The organism is Paenibacillus sp. FSL H3-0457 (genome assembly GCF_037981725.1).
Classification (GTDB): domain Bacteria; phylum Bacillota; class Bacilli; order Paenibacillales; family Paenibacillaceae; genus Paenibacillus; species Paenibacillus amylolyticus.
This window is the reverse complement of the sequence record NZ_CP150283.1, coordinates 5,396,021-5,414,275: the sequence shown is the minus strand read 5'-3', so window position 1 is coordinate 5,414,275 and position 18,255 is coordinate 5,396,021. Positions and strand designations below refer to the sequence as shown.

Sequence of the window (18,255 nt, the reverse complement as noted above, 5' to 3'; positions counted from 1 at the left end):
TATGCGTACAATTAAAGTTGGAAGTAGACAGAGCGCGCTTGCGCTAACCCAGACAGGTCATGTCATTCAGGATTTACGCGATATTTGTGAGCGGGAAGGATTAGCTTTTGACTTTGAAGTACATAAGATTGTTACCAAGGGAGATCTCATTCTGGATGTAACGTTGTCAAAAGTGGGCGGCAAAGGTTTGTTTGTCAAAGAGATTGAACAGGCGATGCTTGATCGTACGATTGATATGGCTGTGCATAGTATGAAGGATATGCCTTCCGAGTTACCCGAAGGATTAATCAATGGTGCTATTCCCCGTCGTGCAGATCCACGGGATGCGCTGATCTCCAATGGTGGACTTACTCTGGATCAACTGCCAGAAGGAGCTAGAGTCGGAACAAGCAGTCTGCGCCGGTCGAGTCAATTAAAGGCCTATCGTCCAGATTTGCAATTGGAATCGATTCGCGGCAACATTGATTCCCGTCTGCGGAAGCTGGAGACCGAAGGATTCGATGCGATTATTCTGGCAGCTGCAGGATTGTACCGTATGGGCTGGGAAGACCGGATCACAGAGTACCTGACGGAAACAGCTTGCCTTCCGGCAGTGGGTCAAGGCGCGCTTGGTATCGAATGTCGTGAAGACGATGAGGAACTGTTGCACTTGCTGCAGCTGTATAACGACCCCGAGACAGCATTTCCTGTACAGGCGGAACGCCGTTTTCTCAGTGTATTAAATGGGGGCTGCCAGGTTCCGATCGGTGCTCATGCGGTGTGGGTGCCTCAGCAAGATGCAGATTCCCTGAATGGTGAAAACACGTTACAATTAACAGGTATGGTCGGCACGCCGGATGGTGGGCTGATTCTTAAGGAAGCCATGATCGGCAAGGACCCGGTTCGTCTGGGTGAAGAAGTGGCGTGGAGATTGATCGAACGGGGAGCAGAGCAGATACTGGCAGAAGTTAGGGGATGAAGACATGGTGGGAAAGGTCTTTTTGGTAGGGGCAGGTCCTGGGGATGCAAAGCTGATTACGGTAAAAGGGTGGGAATCCATCGGGAAAGCCGATGCTGTAGTCTATGATCGTTTGGCAAGTCCGAGATTGTTGAAACAAATGAAACCCGGCGCAGTCAAGATTTACGTGGGCAAGCGCCCGGATCGGCATACGATGAAGCAGGAAGAGATCAATCAACTGTTGGTTGATCTGGCGCTTGAAGGCAAGGTTGTGGTTCGGCTTAAAGGCGGCGATCCAACTATCTTTGGACGTGTGGGCGAAGAGGCGGGTTTGCTGCACAAAAACGGAATTCCGTTTGAGATTGTACCTGGGGTTACCGCTGCAATAAGTGTACCTGCGTATGCCGGAATTCCTGTGACTCACCGTGACTATGCATCTTCCATCTCTATTATTACGGGACACGAGAGTCCGGACAAGCTTGATCGCAGTATCCATTGGGATAAAGTGACGAATGCAACGGGCACACTTGTATTTATGATGGGGGTTGCCAAAATTGGATATATCAGCGAACAATTGATTCGTCATGGTCGTCCAGCGCAAACACCGGTAGCTCTGATTCGTTGGGGAACACGAGCGGAACAGGATACCCTTACAGGTACCCTTGAGGATATAGAAGCGAAAGTGATCGCAGCCAATTTCCAACCACCAGCTGTTATTGTGGTGGGAGATGTCGTCAATCAGCGGGAACAGTTGAAATGGGCAGAAGCGCTGCCGCTGTTTGGCAAACGAATTCTGGTAACCCGTGCTCGCAGTCAGGCGAGTGAACTGGTGAATCGCATTGAGGAACTCGGCGGCGAACCGTATGAGTTTCCGGTCATTGAGACGGTCATGCCGTCCAGTGAATCTGCGCAGCAAAGTGTCAAAGACGCCTTCAGTGCTTTAAATACCTATGACTGGGTGTTTTTCACAAGTGTGAACGGCGTGGAGTTTTTCTTCCGCCATCTGGAACAGGAAGGCAAGGATATTCGTTCGATTCATCAAGCGAGAATTGCTGCCGTAGGACCTTCCACAGCAGATGCTTTGCGCAAACATGGCATCGTTGCAGAGGTTGTCAAAGGTCCTTTCCAGGCCGAAGGCATGCTTGAGGCTTTTGAAAGTGAGCTGAAGGAAGGCCAGAGAGTATTGCTTCCGCACGGTGATCTTGCGCGTACATGGTTACGTGACCAGTTGAGAGAACGAGGAATTCAGGTCACCGAAGCCATCACCTACGATACGATCCTCGCTGGTGAGGATGATGACGAACTACTCAAGCTACTTGAAGAAGGTGGTATTCATGCGGTAACCTTTACAAGTTCATCGACGGTTACCAATTTCATGAGTATGTTGAAACGTATGGGATTGCAAGATCCACTGCCTTTATTGAAAGATGTGGAGGTTGCGTGTATCGGACCTGTTACAGCCAAGACGGCAGAAGCCGCTGGACTGAAGGTTACACTGATGGCAGAGGAAGCAACGATGGATAGCTTAATCACAGTGCTATGCGACTGGAAACGGACAGGTACCAAAGAAGGCGTTCTTCGAAATTAATACACATGTAATCATGTCAACATATGAAGCGTGCTGAATTCGATAGGATACCAGCGCGCTTCCCTTTTTGCTCTATTTAACTTTCAAGGAGGTTTTACTCGTATGAGTTTTCCAATTGTACGGCATCGCCGTTTACGTCAATCCACAGGTATTCGCAATATGGTCAGAGAGACCCATCTAACTGTGGACGACTTTATTCAACCGATCTATGTGACGTATGGAGAAAATGTGAAATCTGAAATTAAATCCATGCCTGGCGTATTCCGCTTCTCGCTGGATCGTCTTCAGGAGGAAGTAACGGAAATTGCCGAGCTGGGAATTCCAGCCGTGTTATTGTTTGGTATTCCCGAGACGAAGGACAGTGTGGGTTCATCTGGCTTCGCTGAAGATGGCATTCTACAGGAAGCGACGAGATTGATCAAATCCTGGTATCCAGAACTGCTGGTTGTTGCGGATACTTGTCTGTGTGAATTCACGGATCACGGTCACTGCGGTATGGTACACACCGTGGAGATTGACGGTCACATCTGCGGAGATGTGTTAAATGACGAATCACTTGATCTGCTCGTGCAAACGGCAGTGTCTCAAGCCAAAGCAGGAGCGGACATTATTGCACCATCCAACATGATGGATGGATTTGTACAAGCGATCCGCGCGGGGCTGGATGAGAATGGATTCAGTCACATTCCGATTATGTCTTACTCTGTTAAATATGCATCCGCATTCTATGGTCCATTCCGTGAAGCTGCGGATTCCACACCACAATTCGGAGACCGCAAGTCATATCAGATGGACCCGGCGAACGCGCGTGAAGCCTTGCGTGAAGCAGAGACGGATGTGCTCGAAGGAGCGGACATGTTGATGGTAAAACCATCCCTTTCCTATCTTGATGTCATGCGTACGATTAAGGATCAATTTGATCTTCCGCTTGTTGCCTATAATGTAAGTGGCGAGTATGCCATGGTGAAGGCAGCGGCGATTCAAGGCTGGATCGATGAGAAAAAAGTTGCCATGGAAATCCTGCTCAGCATGAAACGCGCAGGTGCAGATATGATCATTACCTACTACGGAAAAGACGCTTCACGCTGGTTGGCTGAGAAATAAAATAAATTACATTAAGGAGGATATTCATGACTGCACAACAAGGTAATCGTCGCAATGATGAGCGCTCAAGCAGCGCGTTTGAGGAAGCGAAGCAGTACATACCCGGGGGTGTGAACAGCCCTGTACGCGCATTCAAATCGGTGGGACTTACTCCGATCTATGCAGAACGCGGTGAAGGGTCCAAAATCTACGATATTGATGGCAATGTTTTTATTGACTATGTGGGATCGTGGGGCCCACTCATTATGGGACATGCACACCCTGACGTTGTAGAAGCTTTGCGTGAGACAGCCCTCAAAGGAACAAGCTTTGGTGCGCCTACCTTGCTGGAGACCGAGATGGCAAAACTGGTCTGTGAGCGTGTACCTTCTATCGATATCGTGCGGATGGTTAATTCTGGCACGGAAGCAACGATGAGTGCCATTCGACTGGCACGCGGGGTAACCGGACGCAGTAAAATTCTGAAGTTCGAAGGATCATATCATGGACATGCAGACAGCTTGCTGATTAAGGCGGGTTCAGGTGTTGCAACACTGGGTCTGCCGGATAGTCCAGGCGTACCTGAAGGTGTAGCTATGAATACAATTACGGTACCTTATAACGATCTGGAGTCCGTGAAGCTTGCTTTTGAACGATATGGTGAAGAACTGGCCGCTGTTATTGTGGAACCTGTGGCGGGTAACATGGGGGTTGTACCTCCGGCTTCCGGTTTCCTTGAAGGCCTGCGGAGTTTGACGACCCAATATGGCAGCCTGCTTATTTTTGACGAAGTCATGACCGGTTTCCGCGTAGGGTTGAACTGTGCTCAGGGACGATATGGGGTTACACCTGACCTGACTTGTCTGGGTAAAGTTATCGGTGGCGGACTCCCGGTTGGTGCTTATGGTGGCCGTCGGGATCTGATGGAACAGATTGCCCCAACAGGACCAATCTATCAGGCGGGTACATTGAGCGGAAATCCGCTGGCTATGGCAGCAGGATATACAACGCTCAAATTGTTAACACCAGAGGTCTATGACCGTCTGGAGACATTGTCTGCACGTTTGCAAGCCGGATTTGAGAAAAATGCAGCTGAGACGGGTATTGCGATAACCATTAACCGTGTGGGTTCCATGGTTTGTCCATTCTTCAGTGCCGTTCCAGTAACCAATTATGATATTGCCAAAGAAAGCAATCTGGATCAATTCCGTCGTTATTTTGCGGCCATGATTGATCAAGGTGTAAGTGTTGCACCTTCGCAATATGAAGGCATGTTTGTCTCTGGTGTGCACACAGAGCAGGATATTGACGATACGATTGAGGCGAATCGTAAAGCTCTTCAATCGCTATGACCATCAAAAGTTGGAAACGCCGCGGGGAATGGCTTGAACTGATGCCAGGGAAAGCCGTAACAGGCAGTTCGGACAAACCGATGGCTGCAGAGCAATGGTTATCGTCTGAACTGCAGTTTCCGGAGAAACTGCTTCGTCAGCTGAAAGCAAATCGAGGAATACAACTTGCAGGGGACCGGCTTCGGCTGGCCCTTTTTGCGTCCCAGCCAATCGATGTTGAGCCACGCTGGGCTGATGTGGATGTATTGTATGAGGATGATTTCTGTCTGGTTATGCACAAACCGGCAGGTATGAAACTGCATCCAGATGGAAGCCGTACCGATCAGGCCATCACGCTGGATCATGTGGTTGCCTCTTATTACGAAATGAACGGAATCCAGGCGAGCGTTCGCCATGTTCATCGACTGGATGAGGATACAACCGGACCTGTCCTGTATGCCAAAAATGCTTTTGCCCTCGCCAAACTGGATGAAGCGATGCGTCGCAAAGTCATTGGCCGCCATTATGTAGCCATTGCAGGTGGACAGATCCCCCTTGAACTCCACAAAATTGATGCTCCGATTGGCAAGGATAGACATCACAAACAGCGCAGGCGTGTCTCGGAAGGTGGACAGGAAGCTGTTACTCATGTGGAGATCGTCGAAGTGTGGGAACAAGCAACCCTTGTACGATTAAAGCTGGATACAGGACGCACACACCAAATTCGTGTACACCTGAGTTACGCGGGACATCCGCTTATTGGTGATGCGTTGTATGGAGGTAGAGCGGATGCCATTGGACGACAAGCACTTCACGGAGAGATGCTTAAGTTTAGTCATCCGTTAACCGGAGCGATGATTGAAGTGAATGATCCTTGGCCATCCGATTTCACACAATTGGCAGAGCGAGAGGGGTCTTACTAATACACTATATAAGTTCGACTAACTATTTACACGAAAACGGAAAGGACAGAAACAACCAGAAGAAGCAAAGCGTTCCCTAAAAGCTTTCTGAAAGAAAGCTGCTTCGGAAGCATAAGCTATCCCCGGATTTTCCCTTTATAAAAAGGAATGAGAAAAATGTGGGGATAACAGCGATCAGAAGGTTGTTCTGTCATCGTAGTAGCATTGTAAATAATAATGAGTTGAACATATATAACAAGGTTTTTCAAAAGGTGGCATGCTCCCCTCATTCAAGGCATATAGATGGGGTAACGAAGGATTTGGACCATGGATCAGTCCCATGAGAAGGATCATGGTGAACATATGCCGAAAGGAGGACGCCACCTTTGTTGAATCAACCTTATGGTTTGCGGTTCGATATTTATGAGCGCGTTCATTTGTCTGAGGGAGTTCCTGCGATTGAGGAATTGGAGGAGATTGAACTATACCCACGCATTCAAGTCATAGGGCAGGATGATCATGCCACATTAAGAGGGCATCTTTTACTTACAGGTGCGTACAGAGGAGAAAATGAGGCTTCAGAGGAGCTCAAACATTTCATTCCCGTGGAGATCACAGTGCCGCTGAACCGGGTCAGATCGATTGAGGATATTTCCATCGAGATCGAAAATTTTGACGTGGATCTGTTATCCAATCGCAGTCTGAACATTACAGGCGTGTTGTCGCTACGAGGTATCGAAGGTTTTCCTGTTGAAGAGCCACAAGTGTGGTCAGCAGATGAGTTTACAGTTGTTCATTCACCTGATGCTCAGCAATCCAACCGTTCCGATGAAGCAGCACAGGCAGGTAGCGATCCCAACACATTTGCACAAGAGTACCTGCTCCAGCGGAGTGAGGAAGAGAGACTTGCGAATGCAGCAGAACTTGCATATGGTGCTCCGGAATTCGCTGACCTGTCCACAAGGGAAGAGACATTAAGGAATAGCGAAGAATGGCAGCAAGAATATGCGGATTCGTCTTCGGTCGAGCCACTTCAGTCCGAGGAGCAAAGTGCGGAGTACGCTAACGAAAACAGACAACCTGATGCAAACGAAGATCCTGCATCTCTGACAGCGAATGGAGATGAATTGGCATCTCATGAGCAATACAGCGAACCTTCTCCGATCTCGTCATTTATGGCAGAGACTGCAGATCGATTAGCTTCTTACCCTGAGTCGGAACCATTGCTGCCTCTGGAAGATGAGTCTTCGGGTTGGTCCGAGCCTTCCGTGGATGTATTACCTGCGAACTCGAGAGGTGGAGATCAAGCAGTCTCAGAGCCTGCAGCTCAATCATCTAATGAGTTGGCAGCACCGGATGTACCGGACGCACCAGAGGTATGGCACTTCGAATCAGCGAGATCTGTACCTCAGCAGGAGAATCAGGCAGTTGCCGATGTCCCGGGCGAATCACAGGCGGAGAACTGGCAAGGTGTATTTGCTTCGTCCGAACCAGGCAACGCTGAGGAAGACCGGCCGTCTTTTGAAGCGACTGGGGTAGACGAGTTCGTACAGAACGAAGCATTTGTTCCTGAACCTGTGGCTGAGACGGAAGACAAGCCGGAGCTGAAGGTTGCTTTTGGCAGCAAAAAAGAATCCGCACCACGGCAAGAAGAGGGCGTAGGTATCTCTTCTTTGTTATCCTCCGGTAGAGCGGCACGCGATGCTGAAGTGGAGCGAGGCGATGAGGTTCCTGCGGGTGTGGTACAGGAAGAAACGTATCCAGCTGATGATGTGGAATGGAAGAACCTGTTCCTGGGAACGATCGTGGACCAGACCCCGTTCCGCAAGGTGAAACTTTGCATCGTTCAGCGAGAAGATACACTGGATGCTATTGCAGATCGATATCAATTGAGCACGAGGGAACTTCAGTTGTATAACCGATTATCTGAGCAGGTTGTGGAAGAAGGTCAGATATTGTACATCCCTTAATCCGTAGTTAAAGCCTTCGTTACGACCCGTGATCCCCTTGAGGATTGCGGGTTTTTGCATGATTCGTCCTAAACCTGCATTCCAGCGCTCTTTATCCGCTGTTGTCAGGTTGACTATCGCGCACGAGCAAGGTATGATGTGTGTAGGTTTTTTGAAGAACAACGTGGAACGGGAGTAGTAGACAGTATGACCTTTCAGAGAGTGGAATTGCAGCGCTGTGAGATTCCGCAGGAACCAACTGATCGAAGTCGCCCGGGAGTTGCCTGTTTGAATACAAGGGATGAATGAGATCTATCGTCATTTATTACTGAGGTAGGATGGGCCGGTAGCAGCCGTTATCTGCTTGAAGTGTCACGTCATGTACAGAGGGTGAAGTCTATCTTGCTGTAGGCGTGAAACAAAGGTGGTACCGCGAAAGCTAACCTTTCGTCCTTTGATGGATGAAAGGTTTTTTTGTTTTTTTTGGCGAAGATGATGAAGTAACGGAGGAATGACACATGTCTGAGGAAAAAAAATCAGCTGCAACAGAAATGCCGACCACTTACGATCCTAAGGCGGCAGAGGATAAATGGTACTCCACCTGGATGGAGCGTGGATATTTCAAAGCCGGTCAACGTAAAGATGCCGAGCCGTATACAATTGTAATTCCACCCCCAAATGTGACCGGGATGCTGCACATTGGGCATGCGCTCGATTTTACACTGCAGGATATTCTGATCCGCACCAAACGGATGCAAGGTTATGACGCACTGTGGCTTCCGGGTTCCGACCATGCAGGTATTGCTACTCAAACCAAAGTGGAGCAGAAGCTGCGTGAAGAAGGTCTGACTCGTTATGATCTGGGACGTGACAAGTTTCTGGAGAAAGTATGGGACTGGAAAGATCAATATGCCACTACCATTCGTCAACAATGGGGCAAAATGGGATTGTCGCTTGATTACTCACGTGAACGTTTTACGCTGGATGAAGGTCTGTCCCAAGCGGTTCGCAAAGTATTTGTTCAACTGTATGAAAAAGGCCTTATTTACCGAGGCAAACGCATCATTAACTGGGACCCGGTGAACCGGACAGCTCTGTCCGACATTGAGGTTGAATATAAAGAGGTTCAGGGTCACCTGTACCATCTGCGGTACCCGCTCAAAGACGGAAGTGGCTACGTTACAGTGGCAACAACGCGTCCTGAAACGATGCTGGGTGATACAGCGGTTGCTGTTCATCCGAAAGATGAGCGTTATGCAGATATGATTGGTAAAGTACTTGTACTGCCTATCATCGGACGCGAAATTCCAATTATTGCTGATGATTATGTGGATAAAGAGTTCGGAAGTGGTGCAGTTAAAATCACGCCTGCGCATGATCCAAATGACTTTGAAGTAGGTCTTCGTCATGATCTTCCTCAGATTACGGTAATGGATGAGAGCGGCACAATGAATGCAGAGGCGGGCAAGTATCAGGGACTGGATCGTAGTGACTGCCGCAAGCAGATTGTTGCTGACATGAAAGAACAGGGCGTATTGATCAACATTGAGGATCACACGCATCAGGTTGGACACAGTGAGCGTACCGGAGCTGTTGTTGAGCCGTATCTGTCTACACAGTGGTTCGTTGAGATGAAGCCACTTGCAGAGAGAGCGATCAAGAAACAACAGAGCGGCGAAGGTGTTAATTTCGTTCCAGATCGTTTTGAGAAAACCTATCTGAACTGGATCGAGAACGTTCGTGACTGGTGTATTTCCCGTCAACTGTGGTGGGGACATCGTATTCCTGCCTGGTATGATGAAGAAACGGGTGAAATCATCGTATCTGCTGAAGATCCGACGACACTGCCAGAGAATGCTGGACGCAAGCTCAGACAGGACGAAGACGTACTCGATACTTGGTTTAGCTCCGGCTTATGGCCGTTCTCCACATTGGGCTGGCCGGAAGATACGGAAGATCTGCAACGTTATTATCCGACAAGTGTACTTGTGACAGGGTATGACATCATATATTTCTGGGTTGCACGTATGATCTTCACTGCATTGGAATTCACCGATGAGATTCCGTTCAAGGATGTGCTGATGCATGGTCTTGTTCGTGACGCAGATGGACGCAAAATGTCCAAATCATTAGGCAACGGTGTAGATCCGTTAGATGTGATTGAGAAATACGGCGCAGATGCGATGCGTTACATGATCTCAACCAGCAGCACGCCAGGTCAGGATCTGCGTTTCCGTTGGGAACGGGTGGAACAGGCTCGTAACTTTGCCAACAAGATCTGGAATGCTTCGCGCTTTGCATTGATGAATCTGGAAGGATTCACCTATGAGGAACGTGACATTAGCGGAGAGCTTGGTACAGCGGATTATTGGATTTTGCACCGTCTGAACGAAACTTCCCGCGATATTACGCGTCTAATCGAAGCGTATGAATTTGGGGAAACGGGTCGTGTGTTGTATAACTTTATCTGGGATGACCTGTGTGACTGGTACATCGAGTTTGCTAAGCTGTCCTTCTATGGGGAAGATCCGGTTGCCAAGAAGAAAACACAATCCGTGCTTGCTTATGTGCTGGATCAAACCATGCGCCTGATTCATCCGTTTATGCCATACATCTCCGAAGAAATCTGGCAGCATCTGCCGCATGAAGGTGAGACCATTACGCTGGCATCATGGCCGGTATATGATCCTGCTCTTGAGAACCCAGAGGCTGTTGCCGAGATGAACCTGCTCATGGATACCATTCGTGCAGTGCGAAACATTCGTGCAGAAGTGAACGTGCCGATGAGCAAAAAGATCGAGCTGATGGTCAAAGCAAATAGTGCTGAGACGTCCAGCATCATTGCACGTAACAGTCACTACATCAAACGTTTCTGTAATACGTCCGAGTTCGATAGTGGGCTGGATTTAAACTCACCGGATAAGGCAATGACTGCGATCATTACGGGGGCAGAACTATACTTGCCGCTCGCAGGTCTTATTGATATCGAGCAGGAAGTGGCTCGTTTGGAGAAAGAGTTGGAGAACCTTGAGGGCGAAGTTCTCCGTGTAGAGAAAAAACTGGCGAACGAAGGCTTTGTTGCCAAAGCTCCTGCCAAAGTTATTGAGGAAGAGCGCGCCAAACAAGCAGATTATTCCGATAAACGGGATAAAGTGATTGCACGAATCAAGGAACTTAAAGGTTAATATATGTGGGTCGGATGGAGAGCCATTATGCCATCCGGCCGCTTTTTCACTCAAACTCGGGACCGAAGGTGAATCAGATGACGGAATTAGACGGGACAGATGCAGCAGCTCTTTTACTTACGTATAACGAGGCCGTGGACTGGATCAATGGCCTTATTCCTTTTGGCATCCGACCTGGATTGGAACGAATCGAGAGTCTGATGTCCATGTTAGGCAATCCACACCAACGTCTCAAATTTATTCATGTCGCGGGAACGAACGGCAAAGGTTCGACTTGCGCTTTTTTGACGTCAGTGCTTCTTCAGGCTGGATATGATGTGGGTACCTTTACGTCGCCTTATATCACCAAGTTTACAAACCGTTTTCAATACAACGGCGAGGATATTCCTGAAGAAATCCTGCTTAAGCTCTCGAACCGATTACGTCCACTGGTCAGGGAAATGGCCTCCACTCCGCTTGGATCACCCACGATGTTTGAGGTGTCCACGGCTCTGGCGCTTCTGTACTATGCAGAGGAGTGTTACCCTGACGTTGTGGTATGGGAGACGGGGCTAGGGGGAAGGATGGACGTAACGAATATTGTCGCACCTGTTGTGTCCGTCATCACGAACATTGGTATGGATCATACGGATGTGCTTGGAGATACGATTGAGCAGATTGCTGGAGAAAAGGCAGGTATTATCAAGCCGGGAGTACCCGTTGTGACTTGCGCGACTCAACCCGAAGCTGTGAAGGTGATTCAGGAGAAAGCACAGCAGCTTCAATCAAGCGTGTATTTGGCTGGAGATCAATTCTCTTATCATAGACTGGACAGCAATGAGAACGGACAATCTTTTCATTTTACAGGCCCGTTCCGTGATCTGGACGTTCGCATACGCATGCAGGGCTCACATCAATGTGACAATGCAGCGGCCGCACTTATGGTGCTTGAATTGCTTAGACAATACATGGCATTTATGCTGGATGACAACGATATTGCACTTGGACTGGAGAATGCTTTCTGGGCAGGAAGATTCGAAAAAGTCGTCAATGAACCCCGAATTGTGCTAGATGGAGCACATAATCCGGAAGGGGCAGAGTCACTGGCCAAGAGCATTATGGATGTCTATCCGCACAACAAGTTAATTTTGATGATGGGTATGTTGGCAAATAAGCATCACGAAGCGTATTTGCAGCATATACTGCCACTAGTGGATACGCTGATCCTGACCGAGCCAGATTTCCGACGCAAAATGGATGCAGCCGAATTGCTGCAGATTGTCGAACGGGTACGTCCCGCCATTGCGAAGCAGGAACTGGAAATCATCGTCGAGCCCGAATGGGCAAAGGCACTTGATCTATTGAAGTCACGGACGGAAGCGGAAGATCTGGGGGTGGTCTCCGGCACACTGTACCTGATTGCGGATGTGCGGGCAGCCCTTTTGCATCAAACCGATTCTGAAAAAGGTTGGTGAAAGTTTTGTTAAATACATCGGAACACGTTCATTTTATAGGGATTGGCGGATATGGCATGAGTGCCATCGCAAGAGTTATGTTGGAAATGGGATACACCGTTACCGGATCGGATGTCGCTTCACAGGAGTTGACCGAGAAGTTGGCAGCCAAGGGAGCGAAAATATATATTGGACATACGGCAGAGCACGTCACTGGAGCAGATCTTGTTGTCTACTCTACAGCAGCGCCTGCTGATAATGTGGAACGGGTAGCAGCTGCAGAGCTGAACATTCCGATTCTGCATCGTTCCCAGATGCTTGCACGTTTGTTGAACGAACGTAAAGGTGTGGCTGTAGCTGGGGCTCATGGTAAAACAACCACTTCATCCATGATTGCACTTGTTATGGATAAATGTGATACAGATCCGACATACATTATTGGCGGAGAAATCATGAATGTGGGTACCAACGCGAAGGCCGGTCAAGGCGACTGGGTAGTCGCTGAAGCGGACGAGAGCGATGGTTCGTTTCTGCAGTACCATCCATGGCTCGGTATTGTAACCAATATTGAGGCAGATCATCTGGAGAATTACAACAGTGATTTTGAGGAGCTCAAAAGGGCTTATGTGCAGTTCCTGAGCCAGATTCGTCCGGAAGGAACAGCGATTGTGTGTTCTGACGACGAGAATGTTCAAGCGATTTTGCCAGAACTCAAGTCACGGATTACAACCTATGGTATTGATCGTGCTGCAGATTATACGGCAACGGATATTGTATTGGGCGATCGCCGTATCTCCTTTACGATGAATCATCAGGGTGCTGCTATGGGCACGGTGGAATTATCAGTGCCGGGTAAGCATAACGTTTATAATGCGATGGCTACTGTGATTACCTGTCTGGAAGCAGGCATTCCATTTGAGAAGATTGTGGCAGCTATCATCCAGTTCCATGGAGCCAAACGTAGATTCCAGGTATTGGGCGAGGCGCGCGATATGCTGATCATCGATGATTATGCTCATCACCCGACTGAGATTGAAGCTACAATTAGTGCCGCCAAAGCAACGGGCAAACGCATTATTGCGGTATTCCAGCCACAGCGTTATACGCGGACGTTCTTCCTGCTGGATGCGTTCAGTCGTGCTTTCGCGGAAGCGGATGAGGTGCTTATTACGGACATCTATTCTCCTGCGGGCGAAAAACAGATCGAAGGGGTAACCTCGGCCCGACTGGTTGAACTGATCGTTCAAAACAGTAATGCTTCTGCACGTTACCTTCCTACAAAAGAAGAAGTGGTAGCTGATCTGCAACATCGTCTGCAGCCAGGAGATCTTGTGATTACGATGGGCGCAGGTGATATCTGGAAAGTCGGCGATACACTTGCCAAAGGTTTGAAATAGATCAATTGAGAAATCGCCTGTCTTCGATACGAAGCAGGCGTTTTTTGCGTTATATGGAATGTATTCTCCAGTCTCTGCATATAGCTTATATAAATGGGACAAAGGAGAGGGTACGGGTGAGCAATGCTAGAATGACGTTTCGCTTCGGGGATCATGAGTCGGACAAGCCTGAAAACAAGAGGATATCCGCGTCCAGTCCATTGGTGACGTTAAGTGAAGAATTACCGCATAATCAACCGCTAACGCCTAAGCAGATGGATACAACCCCATCATGGGCGCCTGAGGATATCCCCGGAGACTGGGGAGAGACGGTGCTGACAAGCTCTACTGTACCTGAATCTGACGAGCGGGTGAGTCATGATTCGAACTTGAACTTGGATGAGGCCCATTATTTTGGGAACCGTTCCGGTTACGGTTATGTTAATCACACTGATAATCCGGAGGAAGAGCGTCGTGATCTGCCCAATATCCATGATGATCAGGGCCACGACTGGCTTGCAGATTCGGAGAACTATTCCTATAAACGCAATCGCCCTCCAAGAGGCTGGAAAATGATTGGTTCTGTCACTGGTGCACTTGTTACCGGAGCACTTTTTGGTATGGTTATTCTTTCATTTTTTAATAAAGAAGGAGCCGCGAAGCCAGGCGATCTTCTGCCCGTCAATCAGGCAGTTTCCACTGTGACGGGTCAGGAGGGGACTGCAGGTACAGAGCAGCAGCTTCAGACAGCGGCGACTGGCAGTACGTATTATGCACTTCAATACGGCGTGTTCAGTTCTCCTGAACGAGCTGAGCAGGCTAAGCTTGAACTGGCTCAGGCAGGTATAGCCACAGGTTCTGATCCTGAAGATGGCAATCGAGTATATGCAGGCATTTCGGCTGATCGTGAAGAGGCCAAGCTACTTAGCTCCAGGTTAAAAGCCCAGGGAGTTGAACTGTATGTCAAGGAGATTGTGAACCCTGAGATCAACCCGGCTATATTCGGTGGCAAGCAAGAGGATGTGCAGCTTTTCTTCACAAACAGTTCTGCACTGGTGGAACAATTATCTACCTTGTCCATTCAGCAGCTGGGACAGTCTGCTCCGGCAGCAGTCTCTACAGAAACGATGACCGCGATTCAGAATAAGCACGAGTCATGGCTGACGGGATTAAATAGTCTTACACCTGGCCTGACCGCAGATGTAAAACCTATTATTGGTGGAATGGAGAAATCAATGAACAGTGCAATTACGGCTATAGCGGAGTACAACAAAAACCCGGATGATGTACACATGTGGTCCGTGCAGTCCGATCTGATGGATTATGTACTGCAGCAGAAAAAATGGCTCGAAGCGATAAAGCAGTAACATGCTCTTTCCCATAACAACGCTTGGAAATACCCATCCGGCAAGGAACTGGAAATAGTTCCCCTTGCCGGATTTGTGTTTGTATTGACGTACAAAACCCCGTATAATAATGTGGGTGTCAAAAAATGGCGAGGGAAGATTACCGATGAAAAAAAACTTCGGCATGTTATTGCTGTTTCTGCTGCTCGGCTGGATGGCCGGAGCGTGGATCGCCAAGGCACTGCAGCCTGTAAAGGCAGTAGCCTTTCTTACGAAAGCCACGACCATACGTTGGTCGCCACAGGCTGATCTGGATATTATCAGTTATAATATTTCACTTCAATTTCAAATGAGCCTTCTGAGTCTGATCGGTATGATTGCCGCTGTGTGGCTGTATCGCAGACTGTAGGAGAATGACGAGTTATGACGAAAAAAATTAAACCAGTGACATCTATTATCGTGATCCGGACAGGATGTTGCCGTGGCATAAGGAGCCGTTCATTTTGGATAACACACAACAGCGCCCTATTATTCTGGCCTCCACATCGCCTCGGCGCAAAGAACTGATCGCATCACTCCACCTAGCGTTTGATGTAATACCAAGTCATGCCAATGAAGATACACCACCAGAGTGGACACCTGAACAGACGGTACAGGAACTTGCTTTGCGCAAGGCGCTTGCCGTGTATCGTGGGCTTGAAGGCCGCGAGCAGGAAGCCATTATTGTTGGTAGTGACACCGTTGTTGTTCTGGATGGTGAGATTCTAGGCAAACCCTTAGACGAAGCGGATGCTGAACGTATGTTATCAAGGCTGCAGGGCCGCGTACATCGGGTGTTTACGGGTGTCGCTTGTATTGATGCGGGCAATGGACAGTCGTTAGTTCATTACCGCCAGACCGATGTAACGATGAAAGAGCTGTCGGATGCGACCATCCGTGCTTATGTGCAGACAGGTGAGCCTTCAGATAAGGCAGGATCATATGCCATTCAGGGCATTGGTGCTTCACTGATCGACCGCATTGAAGGATGTTACTTTAATGTGGTTGGCTTGCCGCTATCTTTGCTAAGTGATATGTTGGACGGGTTCGGCGTACATGTGTTGCCACGAACATGAATGAAGCCAAATGTTGTGAAATGAAAAGAGGGAACATATGGAGTCGCCTCAATACATGATGCGCGACATCCCCCAGGAAGAACGCCCGAGAGAACGCATGATGGAATACGGGGCGGGCGCCTTAAGCCATGCTGAATTGCTGGCAATTTTACTTCGAACAGGCACAAGACAGGAATCCGCGGTGCATATGGCACAGCGGATTCTGGCCGAAGCGGGTGGCATTCGCTCGTTGATGGATTTGAGTCTGGAAGAACTGACCGCGATGAAAGGGATCGGCAATGCCAAGGCTGTGCAATTGAAAGCTGGCATTGAGCTGGGTCATCGGATTGCCAAAAGCAGACTCACACAGTCGACTTCAATTCGTACACCGCGTGATGCAGCTGATATCCTGATGGAACAATTGCGTTATTTGCAAAAAGAACATTTTGTGTGTCTCTTTCTGAATAGCAAAAATCATATTATTGCCCAGGAAACACTCTCCATGGGCAGCCTTAACGCTTCGATTGTACATCCACGTGAAGTGTTCCGGGCTGCCATCAAATGCAGCAGCGCATCGATTGTGTGCGCACACAACCATCCGAGTGGTGATCCTACGCCCAGTCCGGAGGATATCCAAATAACCAAGAGACTGATTGAAGCAGGCGCTATTGTTGGCATTGACGTGCTTGATCATATTATTATCGGAGATGGAACGTACGTAAGTTTGAAGGAGAAGGGCTTAGTATAATATAATGGTTGGCGTTGATGTTTTCCTATGAATGTTAACGGCGTTGTCCGTAAAAGATAGGTTCACTTTACAAATGCAAAAAAACAAATGCAAATATTAGCTCCACGTATTACGTGGGAATAAAATTATTACGCTCTGGATCAGAATGGAGCGGCTATATGAGGCAGAAAAGGAGATTATGTTATGTTTGGTGGTTTTACGAAAGATTTGGGTATTGACTTGGGGACAGCAAATACGTTGGTTTATGTACGAGGAAAAGGAATTGTGGTGCGAGAACCTTCGGTTGTCGCTATACGGACAGATACAAATAGCATCGAGGCAGTAGGTGAAGCCGCCAAAAAAATGATTGGACGTACACCAGGGAACATTCGTGCCATTCGTCCAATGAAAGATGGCGTTATTGCCGATTTTGATACAACGGCAACGATGATCAAATATTTCATTCGTGAGGCGCAAAAACAACGCTCTATGTTCCAGCGTCATCCAAACGTGATGGTATGTGTACCATCCGGGATCACAGCAGTAGAACAACGTGCGGTTGAAGATGCAACCAAACAGGCTGGAGCACGTGAAGCCTATACGATTGAAGAGCCTTTTGCTGCTGCAATCGGTGCAGATCTGCCTGTATGGGAACCAACGGGTAGTATGGTTGTCGATATTGGTGGCGGTACAACGGAAGTGGCTGTTATCTCTCTTGGTGGTATTGTAACGAGCCGTTCGGTTCGTGTAGCAGGTGACGAGATGGATGAATCCGTTATCCAGTACATCAAACGCCAATACAATCTCATGATCGGTGAGCGTACATCGGAGCAATTGAAGATGGACATCGGATCAGCAATGCCATTGGAACAAGTAGAAACGATGGAAATTCGTGGACGTGACCTTGTAACAGGTCTGCCGAAGACCATTACGATTACTTCGGACGAGATCAGTGAAGCGCTGGCTGATACGGTGAATGCAATTGTTGAAGCGGTAAAAGTAACACTGGAAAAATGCCCGCCTGAACTTGCAGCCGATATCATGGATCGGGGTATCGTTCTTACAGGTGGTGGGGCGTTGCTTCGCAACCTGGACAAGCTTCTCGCTGGTGAGACAGGAATGCCTGTCATTGTGGCTGAGAACCCGCTGGATTGTGTAGCAATCGGAACAGGTAAAGCGCTAGAGAATATTCATTTGTTCAAAAGCAGAAGCAGTTCTGCAGTTCGTTCCAAACGTTAATTGGTATTTGCCTAACTTGGCATAGCGACCAAGTGGCAAGATATCTTTATAGAGGACCCGGTTAA

The 18,255-nt window shown here is 48.5% G+C and carries 14 protein-coding genes and 1 other annotated feature; all 14 genes read left to right on the top strand.

Going from position 1 to position 18,255, the window contains the following annotated elements; all coding sequences use genetic code 11:
- Window position 1 precedes the first annotated feature (1 nt).
- The 14 genes from hemC (at window position 2) to MHH25_RS23940 (ending at window position 18,190) form a co-directional block, all read left to right on the top strand.
- On the top strand, window positions 2-958 hold the full coding sequence (gene hemC / locus MHH25_RS24005; protein ID WP_036605896.1) for a hydroxymethylbilane synthase: 957 nt from the start codon (window positions 2-4) through the stop codon (window positions 956-958).
- A 4-nt stretch (window positions 959-962) separates the two neighbouring features.
- On the top strand, window positions 963-2,525 hold the full coding sequence (gene cobA, locus MHH25_RS24000) for a uroporphyrinogen-III C-methyltransferase (protein ID WP_340018336.1): 1,563 nt from the start codon (window positions 963-965) through the stop codon (window positions 2,523-2,525).
- Window positions 2,526-2,627: 102 nt separating this feature from the next.
- Window positions 2,628-3,629, top strand: a complete 1,002-nt coding sequence (gene hemB / locus MHH25_RS23995) for a porphobilinogen synthase (RefSeq protein WP_340018335.1) — start codon at window positions 2,628-2,630, stop codon at window positions 3,627-3,629.
- Window positions 3,630-3,655: 26 nt separating this feature from the next.
- The gene (gene hemL, locus MHH25_RS23990) at window positions 3,656-4,960 is read left to right on the top strand and encodes a glutamate-1-semialdehyde 2,1-aminomutase (protein WP_340018334.1); all 1,305 of its coding nucleotides are present in this window, start codon (window positions 3,656-3,658) and stop codon (window positions 4,958-4,960) included.
- Window positions 4,957-5,862 carry an RluA family pseudouridine synthase gene (locus MHH25_RS23985; protein WP_340018333.1) on the top strand — a complete coding sequence of 302 codons (906 nt, stop codon included), beginning with the start codon at window positions 4,957-4,959 and terminating at the stop codon, window positions 5,860-5,862. The genes hemL and MHH25_RS23985 overlap by 4 nt, the downstream gene beginning before the upstream one ends.
- 365 nt (window positions 5,863-6,227) lie before the next feature.
- On the top strand, window positions 6,228-7,811 hold the full coding sequence (locus MHH25_RS23980) for a LysM peptidoglycan-binding domain-containing protein (RefSeq protein WP_340018332.1): 1,584 nt from the start codon (window positions 6,228-6,230) through the stop codon (window positions 7,809-7,811).
- A 155-nt stretch (window positions 7,812-7,966) separates the two neighbouring features.
- Window positions 7,967-8,248, top strand: a binding site (T-box leader).
- Window positions 8,249-8,308: 60 nt separating this feature from the next.
- On the top strand, window positions 8,309-10,975 hold the full coding sequence (locus MHH25_RS23975; protein ID WP_340018331.1) for a valine--tRNA ligase: 2,667 nt from the start codon (window positions 8,309-8,311) through the stop codon (window positions 10,973-10,975).
- Between the two features lie 77 nt (window positions 10,976-11,052).
- Window positions 11,053-12,429: a folylpolyglutamate synthase/dihydrofolate synthase family protein gene (locus MHH25_RS23970; protein ID WP_340018330.1), complete on the top strand. Its 1,377-nt coding sequence runs from the start codon at window positions 11,053-11,055 to the stop codon at window positions 12,427-12,429.
- Between the two features lie 56 nt (window positions 12,430-12,485).
- Window positions 12,486-13,805, top strand: coding sequence for a UDP-N-acetylmuramate--L-alanine ligase (gene murC / locus MHH25_RS23965; protein ID WP_047841184.1), 1,320 nt, complete (start codon window positions 12,486-12,488; stop codon window positions 13,803-13,805).
- A gap of 116 nt (window positions 13,806-13,921) precedes the next feature.
- Complete coding sequence (locus MHH25_RS23960) at window positions 13,922-15,151, top strand: SPOR domain-containing protein (protein WP_340018329.1); 1,230 nt, start codon at window positions 13,922-13,924, stop codon at window positions 15,149-15,151.
- Between the two features lie 145 nt (window positions 15,152-15,296).
- Window positions 15,297-15,539, top strand: coding sequence for a DUF4321 domain-containing protein (locus MHH25_RS23955; RefSeq protein ID WP_036605903.1), 243 nt, complete (start codon window positions 15,297-15,299; stop codon window positions 15,537-15,539).
- 94 nt (window positions 15,540-15,633) lie between these two features.
- Entirely contained in the window at window positions 15,634-16,245 is a 612-nt protein-coding gene (locus MHH25_RS23950) for a Maf family protein (protein ID WP_036673538.1), read from the top strand.
- 37 nt (window positions 16,246-16,282) lie between these two features.
- On the top strand, window positions 16,283-16,972 hold the full coding sequence (gene radC, locus MHH25_RS23945) for a DNA repair protein RadC (protein ID WP_036673540.1): 690 nt from the start codon (window positions 16,283-16,285) through the stop codon (window positions 16,970-16,972).
- Between the two features lie 183 nt (window positions 16,973-17,155).
- On the top strand, window positions 17,156-18,190 hold the full coding sequence (locus MHH25_RS23940; RefSeq protein ID WP_017692612.1) for a rod shape-determining protein: 1,035 nt from the start codon (window positions 17,156-17,158) through the stop codon (window positions 18,188-18,190).
- The last annotated feature ends 65 nt before the right edge of the window (window positions 18,191-18,255 follow it).

Bases quoted from the DNA above. Each gene is read 5' to 3' on its own strand.
- hemL (WP_340018334.1), top strand. From the start codon at position 3,656: ATGACTGCACAACAAGGTAATCGTCGCAATGATGAGCGCTCAAGCAGC.
- MHH25_RS23970 (WP_340018330.1), top strand. From the start codon at position 11,053: ATGACGGAATTAGACGGGACAGATGCAGCAGCTCTTTTACTTACGTAT.
- MHH25_RS23940 (WP_017692612.1), top strand. From the start codon at position 17,156: ATGTTTGGTGGTTTTACGAAAGATTTGGGTATTGACTTGGGGACAGCA.
- cobA (WP_340018336.1), top strand. From the start codon at position 963: ATGGTGGGAAAGGTCTTTTTGGTAGGGGCAGGTCCTGGGGATGCAAAG.
- MHH25_RS23955 (WP_036605903.1), top strand. From the start codon at position 15,297: ATGAAAAAAAACTTCGGCATGTTATTGCTGTTTCTGCTGCTCGGCTGG.
- MHH25_RS23985 (WP_340018333.1), top strand. From the start codon at position 4,957: ATGACCATCAAAAGTTGGAAACGCCGCGGGGAATGGCTTGAACTGATG.
- radC (WP_036673540.1), top strand. From the start codon at position 16,283: ATGGAGTCGCCTCAATACATGATGCGCGACATCCCCCAGGAAGAACGC.
- hemB (WP_340018335.1), top strand. From the start codon at position 2,628: ATGAGTTTTCCAATTGTACGGCATCGCCGTTTACGTCAATCCACAGGT.
- murC (WP_047841184.1), top strand. From the start codon at position 12,486: ATGAGTGCCATCGCAAGAGTTATGTTGGAAATGGGATACACCGTTACC.
- MHH25_RS23975 (WP_340018331.1), top strand. From the start codon at position 8,309: ATGTCTGAGGAAAAAAAATCAGCTGCAACAGAAATGCCGACCACTTAC.
- hemC (WP_036605896.1), top strand. From the start codon at position 2: ATGCGTACAATTAAAGTTGGAAGTAGACAGAGCGCGCTTGCGCTAACC.